Annotated in this window: 18 protein-coding genes and 1 other annotated feature; of the genes, 12 read left to right on the forward strand and 6 right to left on the reverse strand. The window is 57.2% G+C overall.

What is annotated here, in order from left to right; all coding sequences use genetic code 11:
• Window positions 1-7: 7 nt before the first annotated feature.
• The gene (gene acrA, locus PI91_RS07905; protein ID WP_021241633.1) at window positions 8-1,201 is read right to left on the reverse strand and encodes a multidrug efflux RND transporter periplasmic adaptor subunit AcrA; all 1,194 of its coding nucleotides are present in this window, start codon (window positions 1,199-1,201) and stop codon (window positions 8-10) included.
• Window positions 1,202-1,341: 140 nt separating this feature from the next.
• On the opposite strand from acrA, the gene acrR reads away from it, so the two are divergent.
• Both acrR and mscK read left to right on the forward strand, forming a co-directional pair.
• Window positions 1,342-1,995 carry a multidrug efflux transporter transcriptional repressor AcrR gene (acrR, locus tag PI91_RS07910; protein WP_008499291.1) on the forward strand — a complete coding sequence of 218 codons (654 nt, stop codon included), beginning with the start codon at window positions 1,342-1,344 and terminating at the stop codon, window positions 1,993-1,995.
• 113 nt (window positions 1,996-2,108) lie between these two features.
• Window positions 2,109-5,456 (forward strand): mechanosensitive channel MscK, encoded by a 3,348-nt coding sequence (gene mscK, locus PI91_RS07915; protein WP_023293140.1) that lies wholly within the window; start codon window positions 2,109-2,111, stop codon window positions 5,454-5,456.
• Here the strand turns inward: mscK and rsmS are convergent.
• Complete coding sequence (rsmS, locus tag PI91_RS07920; protein WP_008499294.1) at window positions 5,453-5,635, reverse strand: pleiotropic regulatory protein RsmS; 183 nt, start codon at window positions 5,633-5,635, stop codon at window positions 5,453-5,455. The genes mscK and rsmS overlap by 4 nt on opposite strands.
• Before the next feature lie 14 nt (window positions 5,636-5,649).
• On the reverse strand, window positions 5,650-6,177 hold the full coding sequence (priC, locus tag PI91_RS07925; protein WP_021241631.1) for a primosomal replication protein N'': 528 nt from the start codon (window positions 6,175-6,177) through the stop codon (window positions 5,650-5,652).
• Window positions 6,178-6,227: 50 nt separating this feature from the next.
• On the opposite strand from priC, the gene PI91_RS07930 reads away from it, so the two are divergent.
• The 9 genes from PI91_RS07930 to PI91_RS07970 all read left to right on the forward strand — a co-directional run bounded on the left by PI91_RS07930 (window position 6,228) and on the right by PI91_RS07970 (window position 15,596).
• Window positions 6,228-6,605: a DUF454 family protein gene (locus PI91_RS07930; protein ID WP_008499296.1), complete on the forward strand. Its 378-nt coding sequence runs from the start codon at window positions 6,228-6,230 to the stop codon at window positions 6,603-6,605.
• A 151-nt stretch (window positions 6,606-6,756) separates the two neighbouring features.
• Window positions 6,757-7,308: an adenine phosphoribosyltransferase gene (gene apt / locus PI91_RS07935; protein ID WP_000127359.1), complete on the forward strand. Its 552-nt coding sequence runs from the start codon at window positions 6,757-6,759 to the stop codon at window positions 7,306-7,308.
• An 88-nt stretch (window positions 7,309-7,396) separates the two neighbouring features.
• Window positions 7,397-9,325: a DNA polymerase III subunit gamma/tau gene (gene dnaX, locus PI91_RS07940; protein ID WP_039265858.1), complete on the forward strand. Its 1,929-nt coding sequence runs from the start codon at window positions 7,397-7,399 to the stop codon at window positions 9,323-9,325.
• Window positions 8,655-8,719: a sequence feature (DnaX frameshifting element), on the forward strand. Its footprint overlaps the gene before it by 65 nt.
• 54 nt (window positions 9,326-9,379) lie before the next feature.
• Window positions 9,380-9,712: a YbaB/EbfC family nucleoid-associated protein gene (locus PI91_RS07945; RefSeq protein ID WP_003858972.1), complete on the forward strand. Its 333-nt coding sequence runs from the start codon at window positions 9,380-9,382 to the stop codon at window positions 9,710-9,712.
• Window positions 9,712-10,317 (forward strand): recombination mediator RecR, encoded by a 606-nt coding sequence (gene recR, locus PI91_RS07950; RefSeq protein WP_008499298.1) that lies wholly within the window; start codon window positions 9,712-9,714, stop codon window positions 10,315-10,317. Before PI91_RS07945 ends, recR begins: the two co-directional genes overlap by 1 nt.
• Window positions 10,318-10,427: 110 nt before the next feature.
• Complete coding sequence (htpG, locus tag PI91_RS07955) at window positions 10,428-12,302, forward strand: molecular chaperone HtpG (protein ID WP_021241627.1); 1,875 nt, start codon at window positions 10,428-10,430, stop codon at window positions 12,300-12,302.
• 195 nt (window positions 12,303-12,497) lie between these two features.
• Complete coding sequence (gene adk, locus PI91_RS07960; RefSeq protein WP_006809841.1) at window positions 12,498-13,142, forward strand: adenylate kinase; 645 nt, start codon at window positions 12,498-12,500, stop codon at window positions 13,140-13,142.
• Between the two features lie 124 nt (window positions 13,143-13,266).
• On the forward strand, window positions 13,267-14,229 hold the full coding sequence (gene hemH, locus PI91_RS07965) for a ferrochelatase (protein ID WP_039265860.1): 963 nt from the start codon (window positions 13,267-13,269) through the stop codon (window positions 14,227-14,229).
• 62 nt (window positions 14,230-14,291) lie between these two features.
• Window positions 14,292-15,596 carry an inosine/guanosine kinase gene (locus PI91_RS07970; protein ID WP_039265862.1) on the forward strand — a complete coding sequence of 435 codons (1,305 nt, stop codon included), beginning with the start codon at window positions 14,292-14,294 and terminating at the stop codon, window positions 15,594-15,596.
• A 93-nt stretch (window positions 15,597-15,689) separates the two neighbouring features.
• On the opposite strand, the gene ybaL is transcribed toward PI91_RS07970, so the two are convergent.
• On the reverse strand, window positions 15,690-17,366 hold the full coding sequence (gene ybaL, locus PI91_RS07975) for a YbaL family putative K(+) efflux transporter (RefSeq protein WP_008499303.1): 1,677 nt from the start codon (window positions 17,364-17,366) through the stop codon (window positions 15,690-15,692).
• 232 nt (window positions 17,367-17,598) lie between these two features.
• Window positions 17,599-18,807, reverse strand: a complete 1,209-nt coding sequence (locus tag PI91_RS07980) for an MFS transporter (protein WP_039265863.1) — start codon at window positions 18,805-18,807, stop codon at window positions 17,599-17,601.
• A gap of 169 nt (window positions 18,808-18,976) precedes the next feature.
• Between PI91_RS07980 and ushA the strand changes: the two genes are divergently transcribed.
• A complete protein-coding gene (gene ushA / locus PI91_RS07985; protein WP_039265864.1) occupies window positions 18,977-20,629 on the forward strand; it encodes a bifunctional UDP-sugar hydrolase/5'-nucleotidase UshA in 1,653 nt (550 codons plus the stop codon).
• A 90-nt stretch (window positions 20,630-20,719) separates the two neighbouring features.
• Here the strand turns inward: ushA and ybaK are convergent, their stop codons facing one another.
• A complete protein-coding gene (gene ybaK / locus PI91_RS07990; protein ID WP_008499307.1) occupies window positions 20,720-21,199 on the reverse strand; it encodes a Cys-tRNA(Pro)/Cys-tRNA(Cys) deacylase YbaK in 480 nt (159 codons plus the stop codon).
• Between the last annotated feature and the right edge of the window lie 63 nt (window positions 21,200-21,262).

The following is a 21,262-nucleotide window of genomic DNA, read 5'->3' on the forward strand; positions in this document are numbered from 1 at the left end:
GTTTAAGTTAAGACTTGGTTTGTTCTGACTGGCCAGCGGCCGAAGCTTGTTGTTTATCGTCAGATTTCACTTCCTGTGCTTTAACCTGCGCGCCAGGACGAACTTTTTGCAAACCAGTAACAATCACGCGATCGCCATCTTTCAGACCTTCCGTCACCAGCCATTTATCCCCAATCGCCTGGGTGGCGGTGATGTTGCGCATTTCGACTTTGTTATCAGCCCCAACAACCAGTGCGCTCGCATCGCCGCGTGGCGTACGGGTCACGCCCTGCTGTGGAACCAGAAGGGCGGTTGGATTCGTTCCTTCTTCCAGACGTGCGCGAACGAACATACCTGGCAGCAGATTTTTGTCAGGGTTCGGGAAAATCGCACGTAAGGTGATGGAACCGGTGGTCTGGTCGACCGTCACGTCAGAGAATTCCAGCGTCCCTTCCTGCGGGAACTTGATACCGTCGTTGGTAATCAGCTCCACTTTGGCTTTGCCGTTTTCCTGTTTCAGGGTGCCGTTAGCCAACTCCTGTTTCAGGCGCAGGAAATCATTGCTGGACTGCGTGACGTCAACGTAGATCGGATCGAGCTGCTGCACGGTCGCCAGCGCAGTGGTCTGACCGTTCTGCACCAGAGCCCCTTCCGTGACGGAAGATTTACCAATACGACCGCTGATAGGCGAGGTCACTTTGGTATAGGCCAGGTTAATGCGCGCGGTTTCGACGGCCGCTTTGGCTGCCACCACGGCGGCGTTAGCCTGCTGGGCATCCGCCAGGGCGGTATCGTAATCCTGCTGACTGATGTACTTGGTACCGAGCAGTTTTTGATAGCGGTTCAGCGTCAGCTGGGCAATTTTAGCCGCGGCCTGTGCTTTAGCCAGATCGCCTTTCGCGCTTTCATAAGACGCCTGATAGGTTGCGGGATCAATCTGATACAGAGACTCACCGGCCTGCACATCACCGCCTTCGGTGAAGTTGCGTTTCAGGATAATGCCGCTAACCTGAGGACGCACTTCCGCAATGCGGTAAGCATTTGTACGGCCGGGTAATTCGGTGGTGATTTGTAGAGGTTCAGATTTGAGCGTCACAACGCCTACTTCTGGCGCCTGCTGAGCTCCTTGTTGAGCCGGTTTGTCGTCACATCCTGTTAGCGCTAAGCTGCCTGAAAGCATCAGAACGACCGCCAGAGGCGTTAACCCTCTGTTTTTGTTCATATGTAAACCTCGAGTGTCCGATTTCAAATTGATCAAGGGTCCTGAGTCTAAAACCCATTGCTGCGTTTATATTATCGTCATGCTATGGTACATACATTCACAAATGTATGTAAATCTGACTCCTGTAAATTCACTCACCTATGGCACGAAAAACTAAACAACAAGCGCTGGAAACCCGACAACATATTCTGGATGTGGCGATACGTTTGTTCTCGCAGCAAGGTGTTTCAGCAACCTCGCTGGCGCAAATTGCTCAGGCCGCCGGTGTGACGCGAGGAGCGATTTACTGGCATTTTAAAAACAAGTCAGATCTGTTCAGTGAAATCTGGGAGCTTTCAGAGTCCAGCATTAGCGATCTCGAGAGTGAGTATCGGGCAAAATTCCCAGACGATCCACTCTCAGTATTGAGAGAAATATTAGTATATATCCTTGAAGCAACGGTAGTTGAAGAACGTCGCAGATTAATGATGGAGATTATTTTTCATAAATGCGAGTTCGTGGGCGAGATGGCGGTCGTGCAGCAGGCGCAACGAAGCCTCAGTCTGGAAAGCTATGACCGTATTGAGCACAACCTGAACCTCTGTATGGAGGCAAAACTGCTACCTGCCAATCTGTTGACCCGTCGGGCGGCGATTCTGATGCGCAGCTACATTTCTGGTCTGATGGAAAACTGGCTTTTTGCACCGCAATCGTTTGATCTTAAAGCGGAAGCTCGCAGCTACGTGGCGATTTTACTGGAAATGCTACAGCTTAGCCCGACGCTGCGCAGCGACGCGCCTTCGCTAACGGCCTGACCCCTTTCCAGGATTTATCTCAGAGGCTTACGTTCGCGCTATTCTGCATCTGACGAGCGTGATATTCTTCACGCCGGACTATTTTCGGTCATCTTCTGACATCATTCACAACTATGCTGCCCATCAATCGCTCGCAACATCCTGTTTTTGCATTGCTCTTTGCGATGCTGTTTTTCTTCGCCACGGCGCCGCTGACCTGGGCCCGCGCCGATAACAGCAACGATATTCCCACCCGTGCTGATGTTCAGTCGCAGCTCGACACGCTGAACAAACAAAAAGAACTCTCTCCTCAGGAAAAACTGACGCAGCAGGACCTGACGGAAACGCTGGAAACGCTGGATAAAATTGAACGCGTTAAGGCTGAAACCGCCCAGCTTCGTCAGAAGGTGGCGCAGGCCCCTGAAAACATGCGCAAAGCGACGGAGTCGCTGAATGCCCTGAGTGACGTTGATAACGACAACGAAACGCGCAAAACGCTCGCCACGCTCTCCTTACGCCAGCTGGAATCGCGCGTCGCCCAGTTGCTCGACGATCTGCAAACCGCGCAGTCCGATCTCGCGACCTACAACAGCCAGCTTGTCTCCCTGCAAACCCAGCCCGAGCGCGTGCAAAATGCGATGTATACCGCGTCTCAGCAGCTGCAGCAGATCCGCAACCGCCTGAACGGCACGACGGTGGGCGAAGGCACGCTGCGCCCGACGCAGCAAACCTTGCTGCTGGTTCAGCAGTCGTTGCTCAATGCGCAGATCGAACAGCAGCGTAAAAGCCTGGAAGGGAATACGGTGCTGCAGGACACTCTGCAGAAACAGCGTGATTACGTCACCGCGAACATTAATCGTCTGGAGCATCAGCTTCAGCTTTTGCAGGAGGCGGTTAACAGCAAACGCCTGACCCTGACGGAAAAAACCGCCCAGGAGGCCGTATCCCCTGACGAAACCGCCCGTATTCAGGCCAACCCGCTGGTAAAACAGGAGCTTGAGGCTAACCATCAGCTCAGCCAGCGCCTGATACTGGCGACGGAAAACGGCAACTCGCTGGTTCAGCAAAATATCAAGGTCAAAAACTGGCTGGATCGCGCCCTGCAGGCGGAACGCAACATCAAAGAGCAGATCGCGGTCCTGAAGGGCAGCCTCCTGCTGTCGCGTATTCTCTACCAGCAGCAGCAGACGCTTCCGTCCGCCGACGAGCTGGAGGACATGACCAACCGCATTGCGGATTTACGTCTGGAGCAGTTTGACGTCAACCAACAGCGCGATGCCCTTTTCCAGAGCGATACCTTTGTCGCCAAAATTGAAGAGGGACATTCCAGCGACGTGAACCCGGAAGTGCACGACGCGCTGCTCCAGGTCGTGGATATGCGTCGCGAGCTGCTGGACCAGCTCAATAAACAGCTGGGTAACCAGCTGATGATGGCCATTAACCTGCAAATCAACCAGCAGCAGCTGGTGAGCGTCTCGAAAAGTCTGCAGGAGATCCTGACCCAGCAGATTTTCTGGGTAAACAGCAACAAGCCGATGGACTGGGACTGGGTTAAATCCTTCCCTGAGACGCTGAAAACGCAGATTAAGAGCATGAAGATCACCGTAAACTGGGAGAAAGCCTGGCCTGCGGTAATGATTGCTTTTCTGGCCGGTTTGCCGCTGCTGCTGATTGCCGGTCTCATCCGCTGGCGTCTGGGCTGGCTGAAAAAATACCAGGCGAAGCTGGCCTCCGAAGTAGGGCAGCTGCGCAACGATAGCCAGCTCCATACGCCAAAAGCGATTCTGATTGACCTTATTCGCGCCCTGCCGGTGTGCCTGATTATTCTGGCCGTGGGTCTGATTCTGCTCACTATGCAGCTCAACGTCAGCGATCTGCTGTGGGCGTTCAGTAAAAAACTGGCGCTGTTCTGGCTGGTGTTTGGCCTGTGCTGGAAGGTACTGGAAAAAGACGGCGTGGCGGTGCGTCATTTCAACATGCCAGCGCAGCTGACCAGCCACTGGCGTCGTCAGATCGTGCGCATCAGCCTGGCGCTCCTGCCGCTGCACTTCTGGTCGGTTGTCTCTGAGCTTTCCCCGCTGCATCTGATGGATGACGTGCTGGGCCAACTGGTCATCCTGCTGAACCTGCTGCTGATTGCGATCCTGATGTGGCCGATGTGTCGCGACAGCTGGCGTGATAAAGAGTCCCACAATATTCGTCTGGCCACCGTGACGGTGCTGGCGATCATTCCGCTGGCGCTGATGGTGCTGACGGCGACGGGCTACTTCTATACCACGCTGCGCCTGTCCGGGCGCTGGATTGAAACGGTCTATCTGGTGATCGTCTGGAACCTGCTCTATCAGACCGTGCTGCGCGGCCTGAGCGTGGCGGCCCGCCGCATCGCCTATCGCCGTGCCATCGCGCGTCGTCAGCATCAGGTGAAAGAGGGGGCCGAAGGCGCGGAGCCTCAGGAAGAGCCGACCATCGCGCTGGAGCAGGTTAACCAGCAGACGCTGCGCATCACCATGCTGGTGATGATCGCCCTGTTTGCCGTGATGTTCTGGGCAATCTGGTCCGATCTTATTACCGTTTTCGCCTATCTCGACAGTATTACCCTCTGGCAATACAACGGAACCGAAGCCGGCGCGGCGGTCATGAAAAGCGTGACCATGGGCAGCCTGCTGTTTGCGCTGGTGTCGTCGGTGGTGGCCTGGGCGCTGATCCGCAACCTGCCAGGCCTGCTCGAAGTGCTGCTCCTGTCACGTTTGAATCTTCGCCAGGGGGCGTCCTACGCCATTACCACGATCCTCAACTACGTCATCATCATTGTCGGAGCGATGACGGTCTTTGGCTCGCTTGGCGTCTCGTGGGATAAACTGCAGTGGCTGGCGGCGGCCCTCTCGGTCGGTCTTGGTTTTGGCCTGCAGGAGATCTTCGGTAACTTTGTGTCCGGCCTGATCATCCTGTTCGAACGTCCGGTACGTATCGGCGATACCGTCACCATCGGCACGTTCTCGGGAACGGTCAGCAAGATCCGCATTCGTGCCACCACCATCACCGACTTCGATCGCAAAGAGGTGATCATCCCGAACAAAGCGTTCGTGACCGAGCGTCTGATCAACTGGTCGCTTTCCGATACGGTGACGCGCGTGGTGATCCGCCTGGGCGTGGCCTATGGATCGGATCTGGATAAGGTGAAAGAGGTGCTGCTGAAGGCGGCGTCTGAACATCCGAAAGTGATGCACGATCCGGCCCCGGCGGTCTTCTTCACCACCTTTGGGCCGAGTACGCTGGATCACGAGCTGCGTTTATACGTGCGTGAACTGCGTGACCGCAGCTATACGGTGGATGAGCTTAACCGCTCTATCGATCGTCTGTGCCGTGAAAACGATATTAATATCGCCTTTAACCAGCTTGAGGTTCACCTGCGTAACGAGAAAGGTGATGAGCATACGGAAGTGAAGCGCGACATTAAGGGTGATGACCCGACTCCGGCTTAATCTATTTTCCCTCTCCCCTCTGGGGAGAGGGCAGGGTGAGGGGGAAGTTTCCCCTCAAAATCCCGCCGCACAATCTCCAGCGCCTTAAGCACCGTCTCGGCGGGGATCTCATGATTCTCCAGCAGCATAATCAAATCGACGGCCAGCTTGACCTCATCGGGTGCATTTTCCAGTGACATGGGTGTGGCTCCTGTTAACGGGTCAAACGTTCTATGACGCGTTCAATGTCATCCAGCGCCTGACGGCAGCGGACGATGCGTCCTTCCAGCGCGCTAATCTCGCGCATCAATAGCTGCTGCTCTTCCAGCGTTTCGCTGTTGTTCAGACGCACCTCGCGTTCACGCTTCATCTCAAACAGCCGGCGCTCAAACTCCTGGTTCTCGAGCCGCTTGCGCTGCCATTTGCCGAGCCCCGGCGAGGCGCTGTCCCAGGCGCGCAGCGGCCAGGCGGCGATTTCGCGATGCAGTGCGGTGATCTGCTCGGTGAGATGCTCTGCAAGCCACGCCACCTGTTCCTGTTGTTCATTCTCAACCGCATGGCGAAGCTCGTCGAGGTTCGTCTGCGCTTCAGACAGGTAATCCTGAATGACGGTGCTGCGGGTACGAAAAAGCTGCCGGTCAAAGCGCGGCTTCAGCGTGGCGTGCCCCATCAGCGGCGTGGCCTGCGCCCGCAGAGCGATCAGCTGATTTTGCAGCCTCTCAAGAAGCAGTGCTGTTTTCAAGGCGCTCTCCAGTGGTAAAGTAGCCGTTCAGTTTGATAACGATTCGCATTATGCAGCGTACTATTTTAATCATCATTGGCTGGCTTGCGGTAGTGCTGGGCACGCTGGGTGTAGTATTACCCCTGCTGCCGACCACGCCGTTTATCCTGCTGGCGGCCTGGTGTTTCGCCCGCTCGTCGCCGCGTTTTCACCACTGGCTGCTCTACCGCTCATGGTTTGGCGGGTACTTACGCCACTGGCAAAAACACCGTGCCATGCCGCCAGGCGCCAAGCCGCGCGCGATCGCGGTGATCCTCATCACCTTCGCCATTTCATTATGGCTGGTGAAAATGATGTGGGTGCGGATCCTGCTGCTGATCATTCTCTCCTGCCTGCTTATCTTTATGTGGCGGATCCCCGTGGTTGATGAAAAGCAACAAAAGCACTGAAGCCTCATCATGGCTGTTGCAATTATCACGCGCAGCCAGTAAATTCGACCGTTTTCGAGCACAGGTGCGCCTGGTCAAAGGTTAAACAATTGTTGCCTTGGCCGACTCGTTGCGCGCTGTGAGTAACACTGTTTCATTTAGGCACAAACCGATGACCGCAACTGCACAGCAGCTTGAATATCTGAAAAACAGCATCAAAAGCATCCAGGACTACCCAAAGCCTGGCATTCTTTTCCGTGATGTCACCAGCTTGCTGGAAGACCCGAAAGCGTACGCACTCAGCATTGAACTGCTGGTCGAGCGTTACAAAAACGCCGGGATCACCAAAGTAGTAGGTACCGAAGCCCGTGGCTTCCTGTTTGGCGCACCGGTTGCGCTGGCAATGGGCGTGGGTTTTGTGCCGGTGCGTAAGCCGCGCAAACTGCCGCGTGAAACCATCGCAGAAAGCTACGAGCTGGAGTACGGCACCGATCAGCTGGAGATCCACGTTGACGCGATCAAGCCTGGCGACAAAGTGCTGGTGGTCGACGATCTGCTGGCAACCGGCGGCACCATTGAAGCGACCGTGAAGCTAATCCGCCGTCTGGGTGGGGAAGTGACCGACGCGGCCTTCATCATCAACCTGTTCGATCTCGGCGGTGAACAGCGCCTGGAAAAACAGGGCATTACCAGCTACAGCCTGGTGCCTTTCCCGGGTCACTAATCCCGGTTTTCACAACCTCGCTCAATGGGTGAGGTTGTGATAGCATTCCCCTCCATAAATTCACCTTCCAGCGTTGCAGAGCCTGCCCATGAGTTATCAGGTGTTAGCCCGTAAATGGCGACCACAAACCTTTGCTGACGTTGTCGGTCAGGAACATGTGCTGACGGCCCTGGCGAACGGCTTGTCGCTAGGTCGCATCCATCACGCCTATCTTTTTTCCGGCACCCGCGGCGTCGGTAAGACCTCTATTGCCCGTTTGCTGGCAAAAGGTCTCAACTGCGAAACCGGGATCACCGCCACGCCGTGCGGCGTGTGTGATAACTGCCGGGAGATCGAGCAGGGGCGTTTTGTCGATCTGATCGAGATCGACGCCGCTTCGCGCACCAAAGTTGAAGATACCCGCGACCTGCTGGACAACGTCCAGTACGCCCCGGCGCGCGGCCGCTTCAAGGTCTACCTGATCGATGAAGTGCACATGCTCTCGCGCCACAGCTTCAACGCCCTGCTGAAGACGTTGGAAGAGCCGCCCGCGCACGTGAAGTTCCTGCTGGCGACCACCGATCCGCAAAAGCTGCCGGTCACGATTTTATCGCGCTGCCTGCAGTTCCACCTGAAGGCGTTGGACGTCGAGCAGATCCGTACGCAGCTCGAGCACATTCTCGATGAAGAGAACATTGTCCACGAACCGCGCGCCCTGCAGCTGCTGGCCCGCGCGGCGGACGGCAGCCTGCGCGATGCGCTCAGTCTGACCGATCAGGCGATTGCCAGCGGTGACGGCAAACTCTCCACCGAGGCGGTCAGCACCATGCTCGGCACGCTGGATGACGATCAGGCGCTGTCGCTTATCGAAGCGATGATTGCCGCTAACGGCGAACGCGTGATGTCGCTGGTGAACGCGGCCGCTGCCCGCGGTATTGAGTGGGAAGGGCTGCTGGTTGAGATGCTCAGCCTGCTGCACCGGGTGGCAATGCTGCAGCTTTCTCCCTCCGCCATTGGTGCGGATATGGCCGCCATTGAACAGCGGATGCGTGAGCTTGCCCGCACCGTGCCGCCTGCCGACGTGCAGCTTTATTACCAGACGCTGTTGATTGGTCGCAAAGAGCTACCGTTTGCGCCGGATCCGCGGATGGGCGTTGAAATGACGCTGCTGCGCGCGCTGGCGTTCCACCCGCGCATGCCGCTGCCGGAGCCGGACGTGCCCCGACAGTCTTTCGCCCCGGTTGCGCCGACGGCGGTGATGTCACCGCAGCAGGTGCCGCCGCAGCCGACGCCGCCACCGCAGCAGAACGTACCGCTGTCGGATGCCACCAGTTCGGTGCTTGCCGCGCGCAGCCAGCTGCAGCGTGCGCAGGGAGTAACCAAACCAAAAAAGAGTGAACCGGCAGCGCCAGGAAGAGCGCGGCCGGTGAACAACGCCGCGCTTGAACGACTGGCCTCGGTAACGGAGCGCGTACAGTCGCGTCCGGCACCGTCCGCGCTCGAGCAGAAAGCCCCGGTGAAAGAAGAGGCTTACCGCTGGAAGGCAACCACCATTACCGAAACGGTGAAGGAAGAGGTTGCCACGCCGAAAGCGCTGAAAAAGGCGCTGGAGCATGAAAAAACGCCGGAGCTGGCCGCGAAGCTTGCCGAAGAGTCCATTGCGCGCGACGCCTGGGCCGCAGAGGTCAGCAAACTCCAGCTGCCGAAGCTGGTGGAGCAGGTCGCGCTGAACGCCTGGAAAGAGCAGGACGGCAATCAGGTGCGTCTGCACCTGCGTCCGGGCCAGCGGCACCTCAATTCCCCTGGCGCGCAAAAGGCGCTGGCCGAGGCGCTCGCCACATTACAGGGTGCACCGGTTGAATTGACTATCATTGAAGATGATAATCCGGCAGTGAAAACGCCGCTGGAGTGGCGCCAGGCCATTTATGAAGAGAAGCTCGCGCAGGCGCGCGAGGCGATAATTGCGGATAACAACATTCAGACCCTGCGCCGGTTCTTCGACGCCGATCTGGATGAAGAGAGTATTCGCCCCATTTGATCGTGAGTCTGACTTACGGTTGTAATCCTTAAACGTGAAAGAAGAGAGAAGCCTATGTTTGGTGGAAAAGGCGGTCTGGGTGGCCTGATGAAGCAGGCTCAGCAGATGCAGGAAAAAATGCAGAAGATGCAGGAAGAGATCGCTCAGCTGGAAGTCACGGGTGAGTCCGGTGCCGGTCTGGTCAAGGTGACCATCAACGGTGCGCACAACTGCCGTCGCGTGGAAATCGACCCGAGCCTGCTCGAAGACGACAAAGAGATGCTGGAAGATCTGGTTGCAGCCGCGTTTAACGATGCCGCTCGCCGTATCGACGAAACCCAGAAAGAGAAAATGGCCTCCGTTTCCAGCGGCATGCAGCTGCCGCCTGGCTTCAAGATGCCATTCTGATGCAAACCAGTCCGCTGCTCACGCAGTTAATGGAAGCACTGCGCTGTCTGCCGGGCGTTGGCCCGAAGTCGGCGCAGCGCATGGCGTTTACGCTATTGCAGCGCGACCGCAGCGGCGGGATGCGCCTGGCGCAGGCTCTGACCCGCGCCATGTCAGAAATTGGTCACTGTGCGGATTGCCGCACCTTTACCGAGCAGGACGTGTGTAACATCTGTACGAACCCGCGTCGTCAGGAAAACGGCCAGATTTGCGTGGTGGAGAGTCCGGCGGACATCTACGCCATCGAACAAACCGGGCAGTTTTCCGGGCGCTACTTCGTGCTGATGGGGCATTTGTCCCCGCTGGACGGCATCGGCCCGGACGATATCGGTCTTGACCGCCTTGAACAGCGTCTCGAGTCCGAAACCATCAAAGAGGTGATCCTCGCCACCAACCCCACGGTGGAAGGGGAGGCAACCGCCAACTACATCGCCGAACTGTGCTCGCAGTATGGCGTTGACGCCAGCCGCATCGCCCACGGCGTGCCGGTCGGCGGCGAGCTGGAGATGGTCGACGGCACCACGCTGTCGCACTCTCTGGCCGGACGTCACAAGATTATTTTCTGACCAAACGGAGGCTGCGCGCGCCGCCTCCGCTTGAAAATTTCCCCCCGTATCCCCATCTCTCCCTCAACGTTTTAAAACCCCATTAAATGGCATTGTTGAGGTCGACATAGATGAAAGGACAAGAAACCCGTGGTTTCCAGTCAGAAGTAAAACAGCTTCTGCACCTGATGATCCATTCCCTGTATTCCAACAAAGAAATTTTCCTGCGTGAGCTGATTTCCAACGCCTCGGATGCGGCGGACAAGCTGCGCTTCCGCGCGCTGTCTAACCCGGATCTGTACGAAGGCGACGGCGAGCTGCGCGTGCGCGTCTCGTTTAATAAAGAGAACCGCACCCTGACGATTGCCGATAACGGCATCGGGATGAACCGCGACGAGGTGATCGACCACCTCGGGACCATCGCGAAATCAGGCACCAAAGCGTTCCTGGAGTCCATGGGCTCTGACCAGGCGAAAGACAGCCAGCTGATCGGCCAGTTCGGCGTCGGTTTCTACTCGGCGTTCATCGTGGCGGACAAAGTCACCGTGCGCACCCGCGCGGCGGGCGACAGCGCCGAGAACGGCGTGCTGTGGGAATCCAAAGGGGAAGGCGAATACACCGTTGATGACATCACCAAAGCGGATCGCGGCACCGAAATCACCCTGCACCTGCGTGAAGGGGAAGATGATTTCCTGAACGACTGGCGCGTGCGCTCCATCATCAGCAAGTACTCCGATCACATCGCGCTGCCGGTAGAGATTGAAAAACAGGAAGAGAAAGACGGTGAAACCGTGGTTTCCTGGGAGAAAATCAACAAGGCGCAGGCGCTGTGGACGCGCAACAAGTCTGAGATTAAAGACGACGAGTACAACGAATTCTACAAGCACATCGCCCACGACTTTACCGACCCGCTGACCTGGAGCCACAACCGCGTGGAAGGTAAGCAGGAGTACACCAGCCTGCTGTACATCCCGGCACAGGCGCCGTGGGACATGTGGAACCGCGATCACAAGCATGGCCTGAAGCTGTACGTGCAGCGCGTGTTCATCATGGACGACGCCGAGCAGTTCATGCCGAACTATCTGCGCTTTGTGCGCGGCCTGATCGATTCCAACGATCTGCCGCTGAACGTCTCCCGCGAAATTCTGCAGGACAGCACCGTCACCCGTAACCTGCGCAACGCCCTGACCAAACGTGCGCTGCAGATGCTGGAAAAACTGGCGAAAGATGATGCGGAAAAATACCAGACCTTCTGGAAACAGTTCGGTCTGGTGCTGAAAGAAGGCCCGGCTGAAGACATGGCGAACGTTGAAACCATCGCCAAACTGCTGCGCTTTGCTTCTACGCACACCGACTCCTCCGCGCAGACCGTGTCGCTGGAAGAGTACATCTCCCGCATGAAAGAAGGGCAGGAGAAGATCTACTACATCACCGCCGACAGCTACGCCGCGGCGAAGAGCAGCCCGCACCTGGAGCTGCTGCGTAAGAAAGGCATCGAAGTGCTGCTGCTTTCCGACCGCATCGACGAGTGGATGATGAACTACCTGACCGAGTTCGACGGTAAGGCGTTCCAGTCCGTTGCCAAAGCCGATGAGTCCATCGACAAGCTGGCAGATGAAGTGGATGAAAATGCGAAAGAAGCCGAGAAGGCGCTGGAGCCGTTCATTGAGCGCGTGAAAACCCTGCTGGGCGACCGCGTGAAAGAGGTGCGCTTCACGCATCGTCTGACCGACACTCCGGCCATTGTCACCACCGATGCCGACGAAATGAGCACCCAGATGGCGAAGCTGTTCGCCGCGGCGGGCCAGGCGGTACCGGAAGTGAAATATATCTTTGAGCTTAATCCGGATCACCCGCTGGTGAAACGCGCGGCGGATACCCAGGACGACGCCCGCTTTGCCGAGTGGGTTGAACTCCTGCTGGATCAGTCCCTGCTGGCCGAACGCGGCACGCTGGAAGATCCTAACCTCTTCATTAAACGTGTGAATGCGCTGCTGCTGGCGTAACTGACCACGCCTCCCCTGGTCTTCTCCCTCTCCCCGAGGGAGAGGGCCAGTGTGAGGGCACCAGACCGCACTATCCCAAATTATCTCCCCCCATTAACCGTTTCAGCCTTCCTGCCTTCCTTGAGCGATGCCCGTTCTGGTGGTATTGTTTAGCGCTTTTGAAAAATTGAAACGACTTTTGAGGGGATTTTCGCAATGCGTATTATTCTGCTTGGCGCTCCGGGCGCGGGTAAAGGAACTCAGGCTCAGTTCATCATGGAGAAATACGGTATTCCGCAAATCTCCACCGGTGATATGCTGCGCGCCGCTGTTAAATCTGGCTCCGAGCTGGGTAAACAGGCGAAAGACATCATGGACGCAGGCAAGCTGGTGACCGACGAGCTGGTAATTGCTCTGGTCAAAGAGCGCATTGCTCAGGAAGACTGCCGTAACGGTTTCCTGCTGGACGGCTTCCCACGTACCATTCCTCAGGCTGACGCCATGAAGGAAGCGGGCATCAACGTGGACTACGTTCTGGAGTTCGACGTACCGGACGAGCTGATCGTTGACCGTATCGTTGGCCGTCGCGTACACGCTGCCTCTGGCCGCGTTTACCACATCAAATTCAACCCACCTAAGGTTGAAGGCAAAGACGACGTGACCGGCGAAGAGCTGACCACCCGTAAAGACGATCAGGAAGAGACCGTGCGTAAGCGTCTGGTGGAATACCATCAGATGACTGCGCCGCTGATCGGCTACTACACCAAAGAAGCGCAGGCGGGTAACACCAAATACGCCAAAGTTGACGGCACCAAAGCCGTGGCTGACGTGCGTGCTGAGCTGGAAAAAATCCTCGGCTAATCGCATCTCTCTCACCCGGGCCACCGGGTGAGAAAAATTCTCATCTTACCTATTACAGCAATGGGTTTCGTTTAAACGCATTTCCGCTACAATTGACAACCATTCAAATGGTTAAGAGGCGTGAATGAGTCAGGCGAAAACCGGCATCCTGCTTGCCAATCTGGGCACTCCAGAAGCACCTACATCAGACGCGGTAAAACGCTACCTGCGACAATTTTTAAGCGACACGCGCGTCGTGGATTTTCCGCGACTGCTGTGGTGGCCGCTGCTGCGTGGCGTCATTCTGCCGATCCGTTCTCCGCGCGTCGCCAAACTCTATCAGTCCGTGTGGATGGAAGAGGGCTCGCCGCTGATGGTCTACAGCCGTCGTCAGGAGAAGGCGCTGGCCGCCCGCCTGCCGGAGATGCCCGTCGCGCTCGGCATGAGCTACGGCAAACCGTCACTGGAAAGCGCGGTGGACTCGCTGCTGGCGCAGGGCGTGGACCATATCGTGGTGCTGGCGCTCTACCCGCAGTACTCCTGCTCGACGGTGGCCGCCGTCTGGGACGAGCTGGCGCGCATTCTGGCGACCCGCCGCCGCATTCCGGGCGTGACCTTTATTCGCGACTACGCGGATAACGAGCTGTACATCAAGGCGCTCGACAACAGCGCGCGCGCGTCGTTTGAAAAACACGGCGAGCCGGATCTGCTGCTGCTCTCCTATCACGGCATCCCGCAGCGTTTCGCCAATGAAGGGGATGATTACCCGCAGCGCTGCCGCGATACCACCCGCGAGCTGGTTTCCGCCCTCGGCCTGCCGCCGGAGAAGGTGATGATGACCTTCCAGTCGCGCTTCGGCCGCGAGCCGTGGCTGACGCCATACACCGATGAAACCCTCAAAATGCTGGGTGAGAAGGGCGTGAAGCACATTCAGGTGATGTCGCCGGGCTTCTCGGCAGACTGTCTGGAGACGCTGGAGGAGATCGCGGTGCAAAACCGGGAATTTTTCCTGGAGGCTGGCGGCGAAAAGTACGAGTACATTCCGGCGCTTAACGACTCCCCTGAGCATATCGACATGATGGTCTCGCTGGTAACGAACGGTCGCTGATCGCACTCCGGGCCGGGTTTGTGCTACCATTCCCGGCCCATATTCTTCGTACAGTTCAGACCATGAAATTTCCCGGTAAACGCAAATCCAAACACTACTTCCCCGTGGATGCCCGCGATCCGCTCCTGCAGCAAATCCAGCCAGAAAATGAAACCAGCGCGGCGTGGGTCGTCGGTATCGACCAGACGCTGGTGGACATTGAAGCGAAAGTGGATGATGCGTTTGTCGCCCGTTACGGTCTGAGCGCCGGTCACTCGCTGGTGATTGAAGATGACGTTGCCGAAGCGCTGTACCAGGAGCTGGTGCGCGAAAACCTGATTACCCATCAGTTCGCCGGCGGCACCATCGGCAACACCATGCACAACTACTCCGTGCTGGCGGACGACCGCTCTGTCCTGCTCGGCGTAATGTGCAGCAACATTGAAATCGGTGGCTACGCCTATCGCTACCTGTGCAACACCTCCAGCCGTACCGATCTGAACTATCTCCAGGGCGTCGACGGCCCGATTGGCCGCTGCTTTACGCTGATCGGTGAATCCGGCGAGCGTACCTTTGCCATCAGCCCGGGCCACATGAACAAGCTGCGCGCGGACAGCATTCCCGAAGAGGTGATCGCGGGCGCCTCGGCGCTGGTGCTGACCTCCTACCTGGTGCGCTGCAAGCCGGGCGAGCCGATGCCGGAAGCGACCATGAAGGCGATTGAGTACGCGAAGAAGTACGATGTGCCGGTGGTGTTAACGCTGGGCACCAAATTCGTGATTGCCGATAACCCGGAATGGTGGCAGGCGTTCCTGAAAGAGCACGTCTCGATTCTGGCGATGAACGAAGAGGAGGCCGAAGCGCTGACCGGTGAAAGCGATCCGCTGCTGGCGTCTGACAAAGCGCTGGACTGGGTGGATCTGGTGCTCAGCACCGCGGGTCCGGTTGGGCTGTATATGGCTGGCTTCACCGAAGAAGAGAGCAAACGCAAAACCCAGCACCCGCTGCTGCCCGGCGCGATTGCCGAGTTCAACCAGTACGAGTTCAGCCGCGGCATGCGTTTTAAAGACTGTGTTAATCCGCTGCGTATCTACTCGCACATCGCCCCGTATATGGGCGGGCCGGAGAAGATCATGAATACCAACGGCGCGGGCGACGGCGCGCTGGCCGCGCTGCTGCACGACATCACCGCTAACGCCTACCACAAAACCAACGTGCCAAATTCCAGCAAGCACAAGTTCAGCTGGCTGACCTATTCGTCGCTGGCGCAGGTATGCAAGTACGCCAACCGCGTAAGCTATCAGGTGCTGAACCAGCACTCACCGCGCTTAACGCGTGGCCTGCCGGAACGGGAAGACAGCCTCGAAGAGGCGTACTGGGACAGGTAAAAGCAAAACGGCAACCTGTGGTTGCCGTTTTTAGTGTTTGTTCCCTCTCCCTGTGGGAGAGGGCCAGGGTGAGGGCATCAGGCCGCACAAAACTTAACCCGTCACCGCCTCTTCAACCGGCGGTTTTTCCAGCAGCGTCAGCATCGTATTCGCAATCTCGCGCTCGCCCATCACCACCTTATCCGCACCGCGCTCGGTAATGTAATCTACCTCGTCGTCGTAGTGCGCCCGGGCGATAATCTCAATGTTTGGACACTTCGCGCGCGCGGAGGCGACAATCTCACCCGCCTCATAGCCGTTGGGAATGGTCAGCAGCAGCCAGCGGGCGCAGTCCAGATGCGCCAACTCCATGATCTCTTCGTTCGCCGCATTGCCCAGCACCGCGCGAATACCGCGCTCGCGCAGCTCGTCAACGCGGGTGCGTGACGTTTCAATTACCACCAGCGGAATGCCCTGCGCCATCAGCTTCTCGCCAAGCAGGCTGCCGACGCGGCCAAAGCCGACCAGCAGGGCGTGATTGCAAATATCGACCGGGATCTGCTTCTCTTCTTCGATGGCCTCTTCCAGCGTCTGCTCTTCCAGCGTTTCGGTTTTATCGAGGTATTTTTCCAGCAGGGCAAACAGCACCGGGTTCAGCATAATTGACAGGATCGCCCCCGCCAGCACCAGGTTTTGTCCGGCCTGCGGCAGCAGGTTCAGGGCCATGCCCAGACCGGCCAGAATAAAGGCGAACTCGCCAATCTGCGCAAGGCTGGCGGCAATGGTCAGCGCCGTCCGCGGAGAGTGGCCGAACATTCGCACCAGGAAGAAGGCGGCGAGCGACTTACCAAAGATAATGATCGCCAGCGTGCCCAGTACGGCCAGCGGCTGCTGGATCAGAATAAGCGGGTCAAACAGCATCCCGACGGAGACGAAGAACAGCACGGCAAAGGCGTCGCGCAGCGGCAGGGTGTCGTGTGCGGCGCGGTGGCTCAGCTCGGATTCGTTCAGCACCATCCCGGCAAAGAACGCGCCCAGCGCGAAGGAGACGTCAAACAGCTCAACGGCGCCAAAGGCGATACCGAGCGCCAGCGCCAGCACGGAGAGGGTAAACAGCTCGCGGGATCCGGTAGCCGCGCTGCGGGACATGATCCACGGCACCAGACGGCGACCCACCAGCATCATGATGGCGATAAACGCCACCACCTTCCCGATGGTGATGCTCATATCCAGCGCCAGCGAGGCGAAGCCGATATTGTCTTTTTCCATCATGCCGGCGACGGCGGGCAGCAGCACCAGCGTCAGGACCATCACCAGATCTTCCACAATCAGCCAGCCTATCGCGATCTGTCCGCGCTGGCTGTCTATCAGCTGTCTCTCCTCAAGCGCGCGCAGCAGCACCACGGTACTGGCGGTTGAGAGACACAGCCCAAATACGATACCGGTCATCAGCGACCAGCCCAGCACGGCCGAAAGCGCCATCCCAAGCAGCGTCGCCACCCCTATCTGGGCGATCGCTCCCGGTATGGCAATCGACTTTACCGCCATCAAATCCTTCAGGGAGAAGTGCAGGCCGACGCCGAACATCAGCAGAATCACGCCCAATTCCGCCAGCTCAGGGGCCAGTTTGGTATCCGCAACAAAACCTGGCGTAAACGGTCCCGCCAGCACACCTGCCAGCAGATAGCCGACAAGAGGAGAAATACGCAGCTTATTGGCAATCATGCCGAGAATAAAAGCGAGCACAAGTCCACCAACAATGGTGGTGATAAGCGGTGTGGCGTGGTGCATTCCGTCTCCTTTCGTGGTGAGTGTTCCATTTTTGGCGTGAATACCAAAAAACCAGGTAATAGTTTATGACAATTTTTACCCTTATGTTTATGAATAATTGTTGAAGTTTGAATAAAACAGCAATATGCACGTAAAAAAGCGCATTTTGATAAATTCAGCGCGGGGATGAAGAGGAAACCCTTATGGTATAAGGGTATCAGGTAGCTAAAGCATAACTTTAGCTACCCGTAATTCACGCTTTATGGCGGTTATCAGGCAGGAATATGGTCAACATGCCAAGAAGTGGCAGGAAAGCGCAGATTTTATAAACCAGGAAGATGCTGGTGTGATCCGCAACCATCCCTAACACCGCTGCACCCAGCCCGCCCATGCCGAAGGCGAAACCGAAAAACAGTCCGGAAACCATACCGATACGTCCGGGCAGCAGCTCCTGGGCATAAACCAGAATGGCGGAAAACGCGGAGGCGAGAATAAAACCAATAATCACGGTCAAAATCCCCGTCCATTCAAGGCTGGCGTACGGCAAAATGAGGGTAAAAGGCGCTACGCCGAGGATAGAGCCCCAAATGACATATTTACGGCCAATCTTATCGCCCACCGGCCCGCCAATTACCGTCCCTGCGGCCACCGCGAACAGGAAAGCAAACAGGTGGATCTGCGCGTTTTGTACCGATAATCCGAATTTTTGCATCAGATAAAAGGTGTAATAGCTGCTGATGCTCGCCATATAGAAGTATTTCGAGAAAATCAGCACCAGCAGGACGGCAACCGCGAGGATAACCTTATTGCGCGGCAGGGGATTGATTACCTTCGCTTTAGGTTTTCCTTTATTCACCCGATGCTGTGCGGCATACCAGCGGCTAATCTGCGCCAGCACGATAATCGCCAGCAGCGCGGCCAGCACAAACCAGGCCACGTTGCCTTTGCCGTACGGGGCGATAATCACTGCCGCCAGCAGCGGGCCGAGAGAGCTACCAAAGTTACCGCCCACCTGGAAAAGTGACTGCGCCAGGCCATGACGACCACCGGACGCCATGCGCGCCACGCGGGACGATTCCGGATGGAACACCGATGAACCGGTTCCCACCAGCGCCGCGGCAACCAGTACCGCCTCAAAGCTGCCCGCCATGGCCAGCAGCACCAGCCCGCTTAGGGTGAAGCACATGCCGATGGGTAGCGACCACGGCATAGGATATTTATCCGTCCAGTAGCCCACCACCGGCTGCAGCAGCGAGGAAGCCAGCTGGAAGGTCAGGGTGATCATCCCAATCTGCACGAAGGTGAGTGAGAACTCGGACTGCAGCAGCGGATAAATAGCCAGAATCAACGACTGGATCATGTCGTTGAGCAGGTGCGAGAGACTGATTGCGCCTAAGACTTTAAAGGAGGTGCGCGACGTCGGCGCACCCGGAACAGGCTGGGTTGAGTCACTGATTGCCATAGAGAGAGTTACCACGTCTTGAGTTATTAGCGATGCAGGGTGTAATTATTATCCGACTAACATACCCGCCTGGGACATTTGAAGAAAGTCGCAATTCTGAAAACTTATTTGTCTATTCTTATTAGTCACTGTAATTTCTGCCTTTGTCTATTGGTCAGGGAGAGAGAAGATGAAGTTAATGAAGCGGGGCGTCGCGCTGGCGCTCATCGCGGCGTGGGGGCTGGTAAGCCTGCCCGTGCAGGCGTATGAAAAAGACAAAACCTATAAAATCACCATTCTGCATACCAACGATCACCACGGTCATTTCTGGCGCAGTGAATACGGCGAATATGGCCTGTCGGCACAAAAAACGCTGGTGGATGGAATACGTAAAGAGGTGGCGGCCCAGGGCGGCAGCGTGCTGCTGCTGTCGGGAGGCGATATCAATACCGGCGTGCCGGAATCCGATTTACAGGACGCCGAGCCCGACTTTCGCGGCATGAACCTGATTGGCTACGACGCGATGGCCGTCGGTAACCATGAGTTTGATAATCCGCTGAGCGTCCTGCGTCAGCAGGAGAAGTGGGCCAAATTCCCGTTCCTCTCCGCCAACATTTACCAGAAAAGCACCGGCGAGCGCCTGTTCAAGCCGTGGGCGCTGTTTAAGCGTCAGGATCTGAAGATCGCGGTCATCGGCCTAACCACCGACGACACGGCGAAAATTGGCAACCCAGAGTTCTTCACCGATATCGAATTCCGCAAACCGGCAGACGAAGCGAAGCTGGTGATTCAGGAGCTGCAGCAAAACGAAAAGCCGGACGTGATTATCGCCACCACCCACATGGGGCACTACGACAACGGTGAGCACGGCTCCAATGCGCCGGGCGACGTGGAGATGGCGCGCAGCCTGCCGGCGGGCTCGCTGGCGATGATTGTGGGTGGTCACTCACAGGATCCGGTCTGCATGGCGTCCGAGAATAAAAAGCAGGTGGACTACGTGCCGGGCACGCCGTGTGCGCCAGATCGTCAGAACGGTATCTGGATTGTGCAGGCGCACGAGTGGGGGAAATACGTAGGCCGGGCGGACTTCGAGTTCCGTAACGGCGAGATGAAGCTGGTGCACTATCAGCTCATTCCGGTCAACCTGAAGAAGAAAGTCACCTACCCGGACGGGAAAAGCGAGCGCGTACTTTACACCCCAGAGATTCCAGAAAACCAGCAGATGCTCTCCCTGCTGACGCCGTTCCAGAACAAAGGCAAGGCGCAGCTGGACGTGAAAATCGGCACGCTGAACGGACGTCTGGAGGGGGACCGCAGCAAAGTTCGCTTCGTGCAGACCAACATGGGCCACCTGGTGCTGGCGGCGCAAATGGCGCGCACCGGGGCTGATTTTGGCGTGATGAGCGGCGGCGGCATTCGTGATTCCATCGAAGGCGGAAACATCACCTATAAAGACGTCCTGAAGGTGCAGCCGTTCGGTAACGTGGTGATTTATGCCGACATGAGCGGGAAAGAGGTTGTTGAGTACCTGACCGCCGTGGCGCAGATGAAGCCGGATTCCGGGGCCTATCCGCAGTTTGCCAACGTGAGCTTCGTAGCGAAAGACGGCAAGCTTAACGACCTGAAGATCAAAGGCGAACCGGTTGACCCGGCGAAAACCTACCGTCTGGCGACGTTAAGCTTTAACGCTACCGGCGGCGACGGCTATCCGCATATTGATAATAAACCGGGCTACGTGAACACCGGCTTTATCGATGCAGAAGTGCTGAAGCAGTATATCGAGCAGAATTCGCCGATTGACGTGAATGCGTATGAGCCGAAAGGCGAGGTGAGCTGGCAGTAGTGCGGTTGTGTTGCCCGGTGGCGCTGCGCTTACCGGGCCTACGGGTGCAAAATGTAGGCCGGGTAAGGCGTAGCCGCCACCCGGCTTTTTTTACTCCCTGCGCGCAATATCCGCAAACTTCGCGTCCAGCATTTTCGCCAGGTCGCCCGCGGCCAGCTCAATATCCAGCCCGCGCTTGCCGCCGGAAATATAGATGGTCTCAAATTCCTGTGAAGGGGCATCGATCAGCGTCGGCAGGCGTTTTTTCTGCCCGAGCGGGCTGATGCCGCCCACCAGGTAGCCTGTGGTGCGCTGCGCCACCATCGGATCCGCCATATCCACCTTCTTCGCCCCCAGCGCTTTGGCGACCTTCTTCAGATCCAGCTGTCCCGCCACGGGAGTCACCGCCACGGCGAGATGCTTCATATCGCCATTCACCGCCACCAGCAGCGTTTTATAGACCTGGTCCGCGTTCAGCCCCAGCTTACGCACCACTTCATCACCAAAGTTGGTTTCATTCGGATCGTGATCGTAGGTGTGGATCCGGAAAGAAATGTTGTTTTTTTCGAGTAATTTAACGGCGGGAGTCATAGCTATCCTTCTTACGACAGACAATTCATGCAGCCAGCATACGCCTGACGTTTGTCTAAAAAA

The sequence above is a fragment of the Enterobacter sp. FB genome, assembly GCF_000805795.1.
In the GTDB taxonomy this organism is placed as follows: Bacteria; Pseudomonadota; Gammaproteobacteria; order Enterobacterales; family Enterobacteriaceae; genus Enterobacter; species Enterobacter roggenkampii.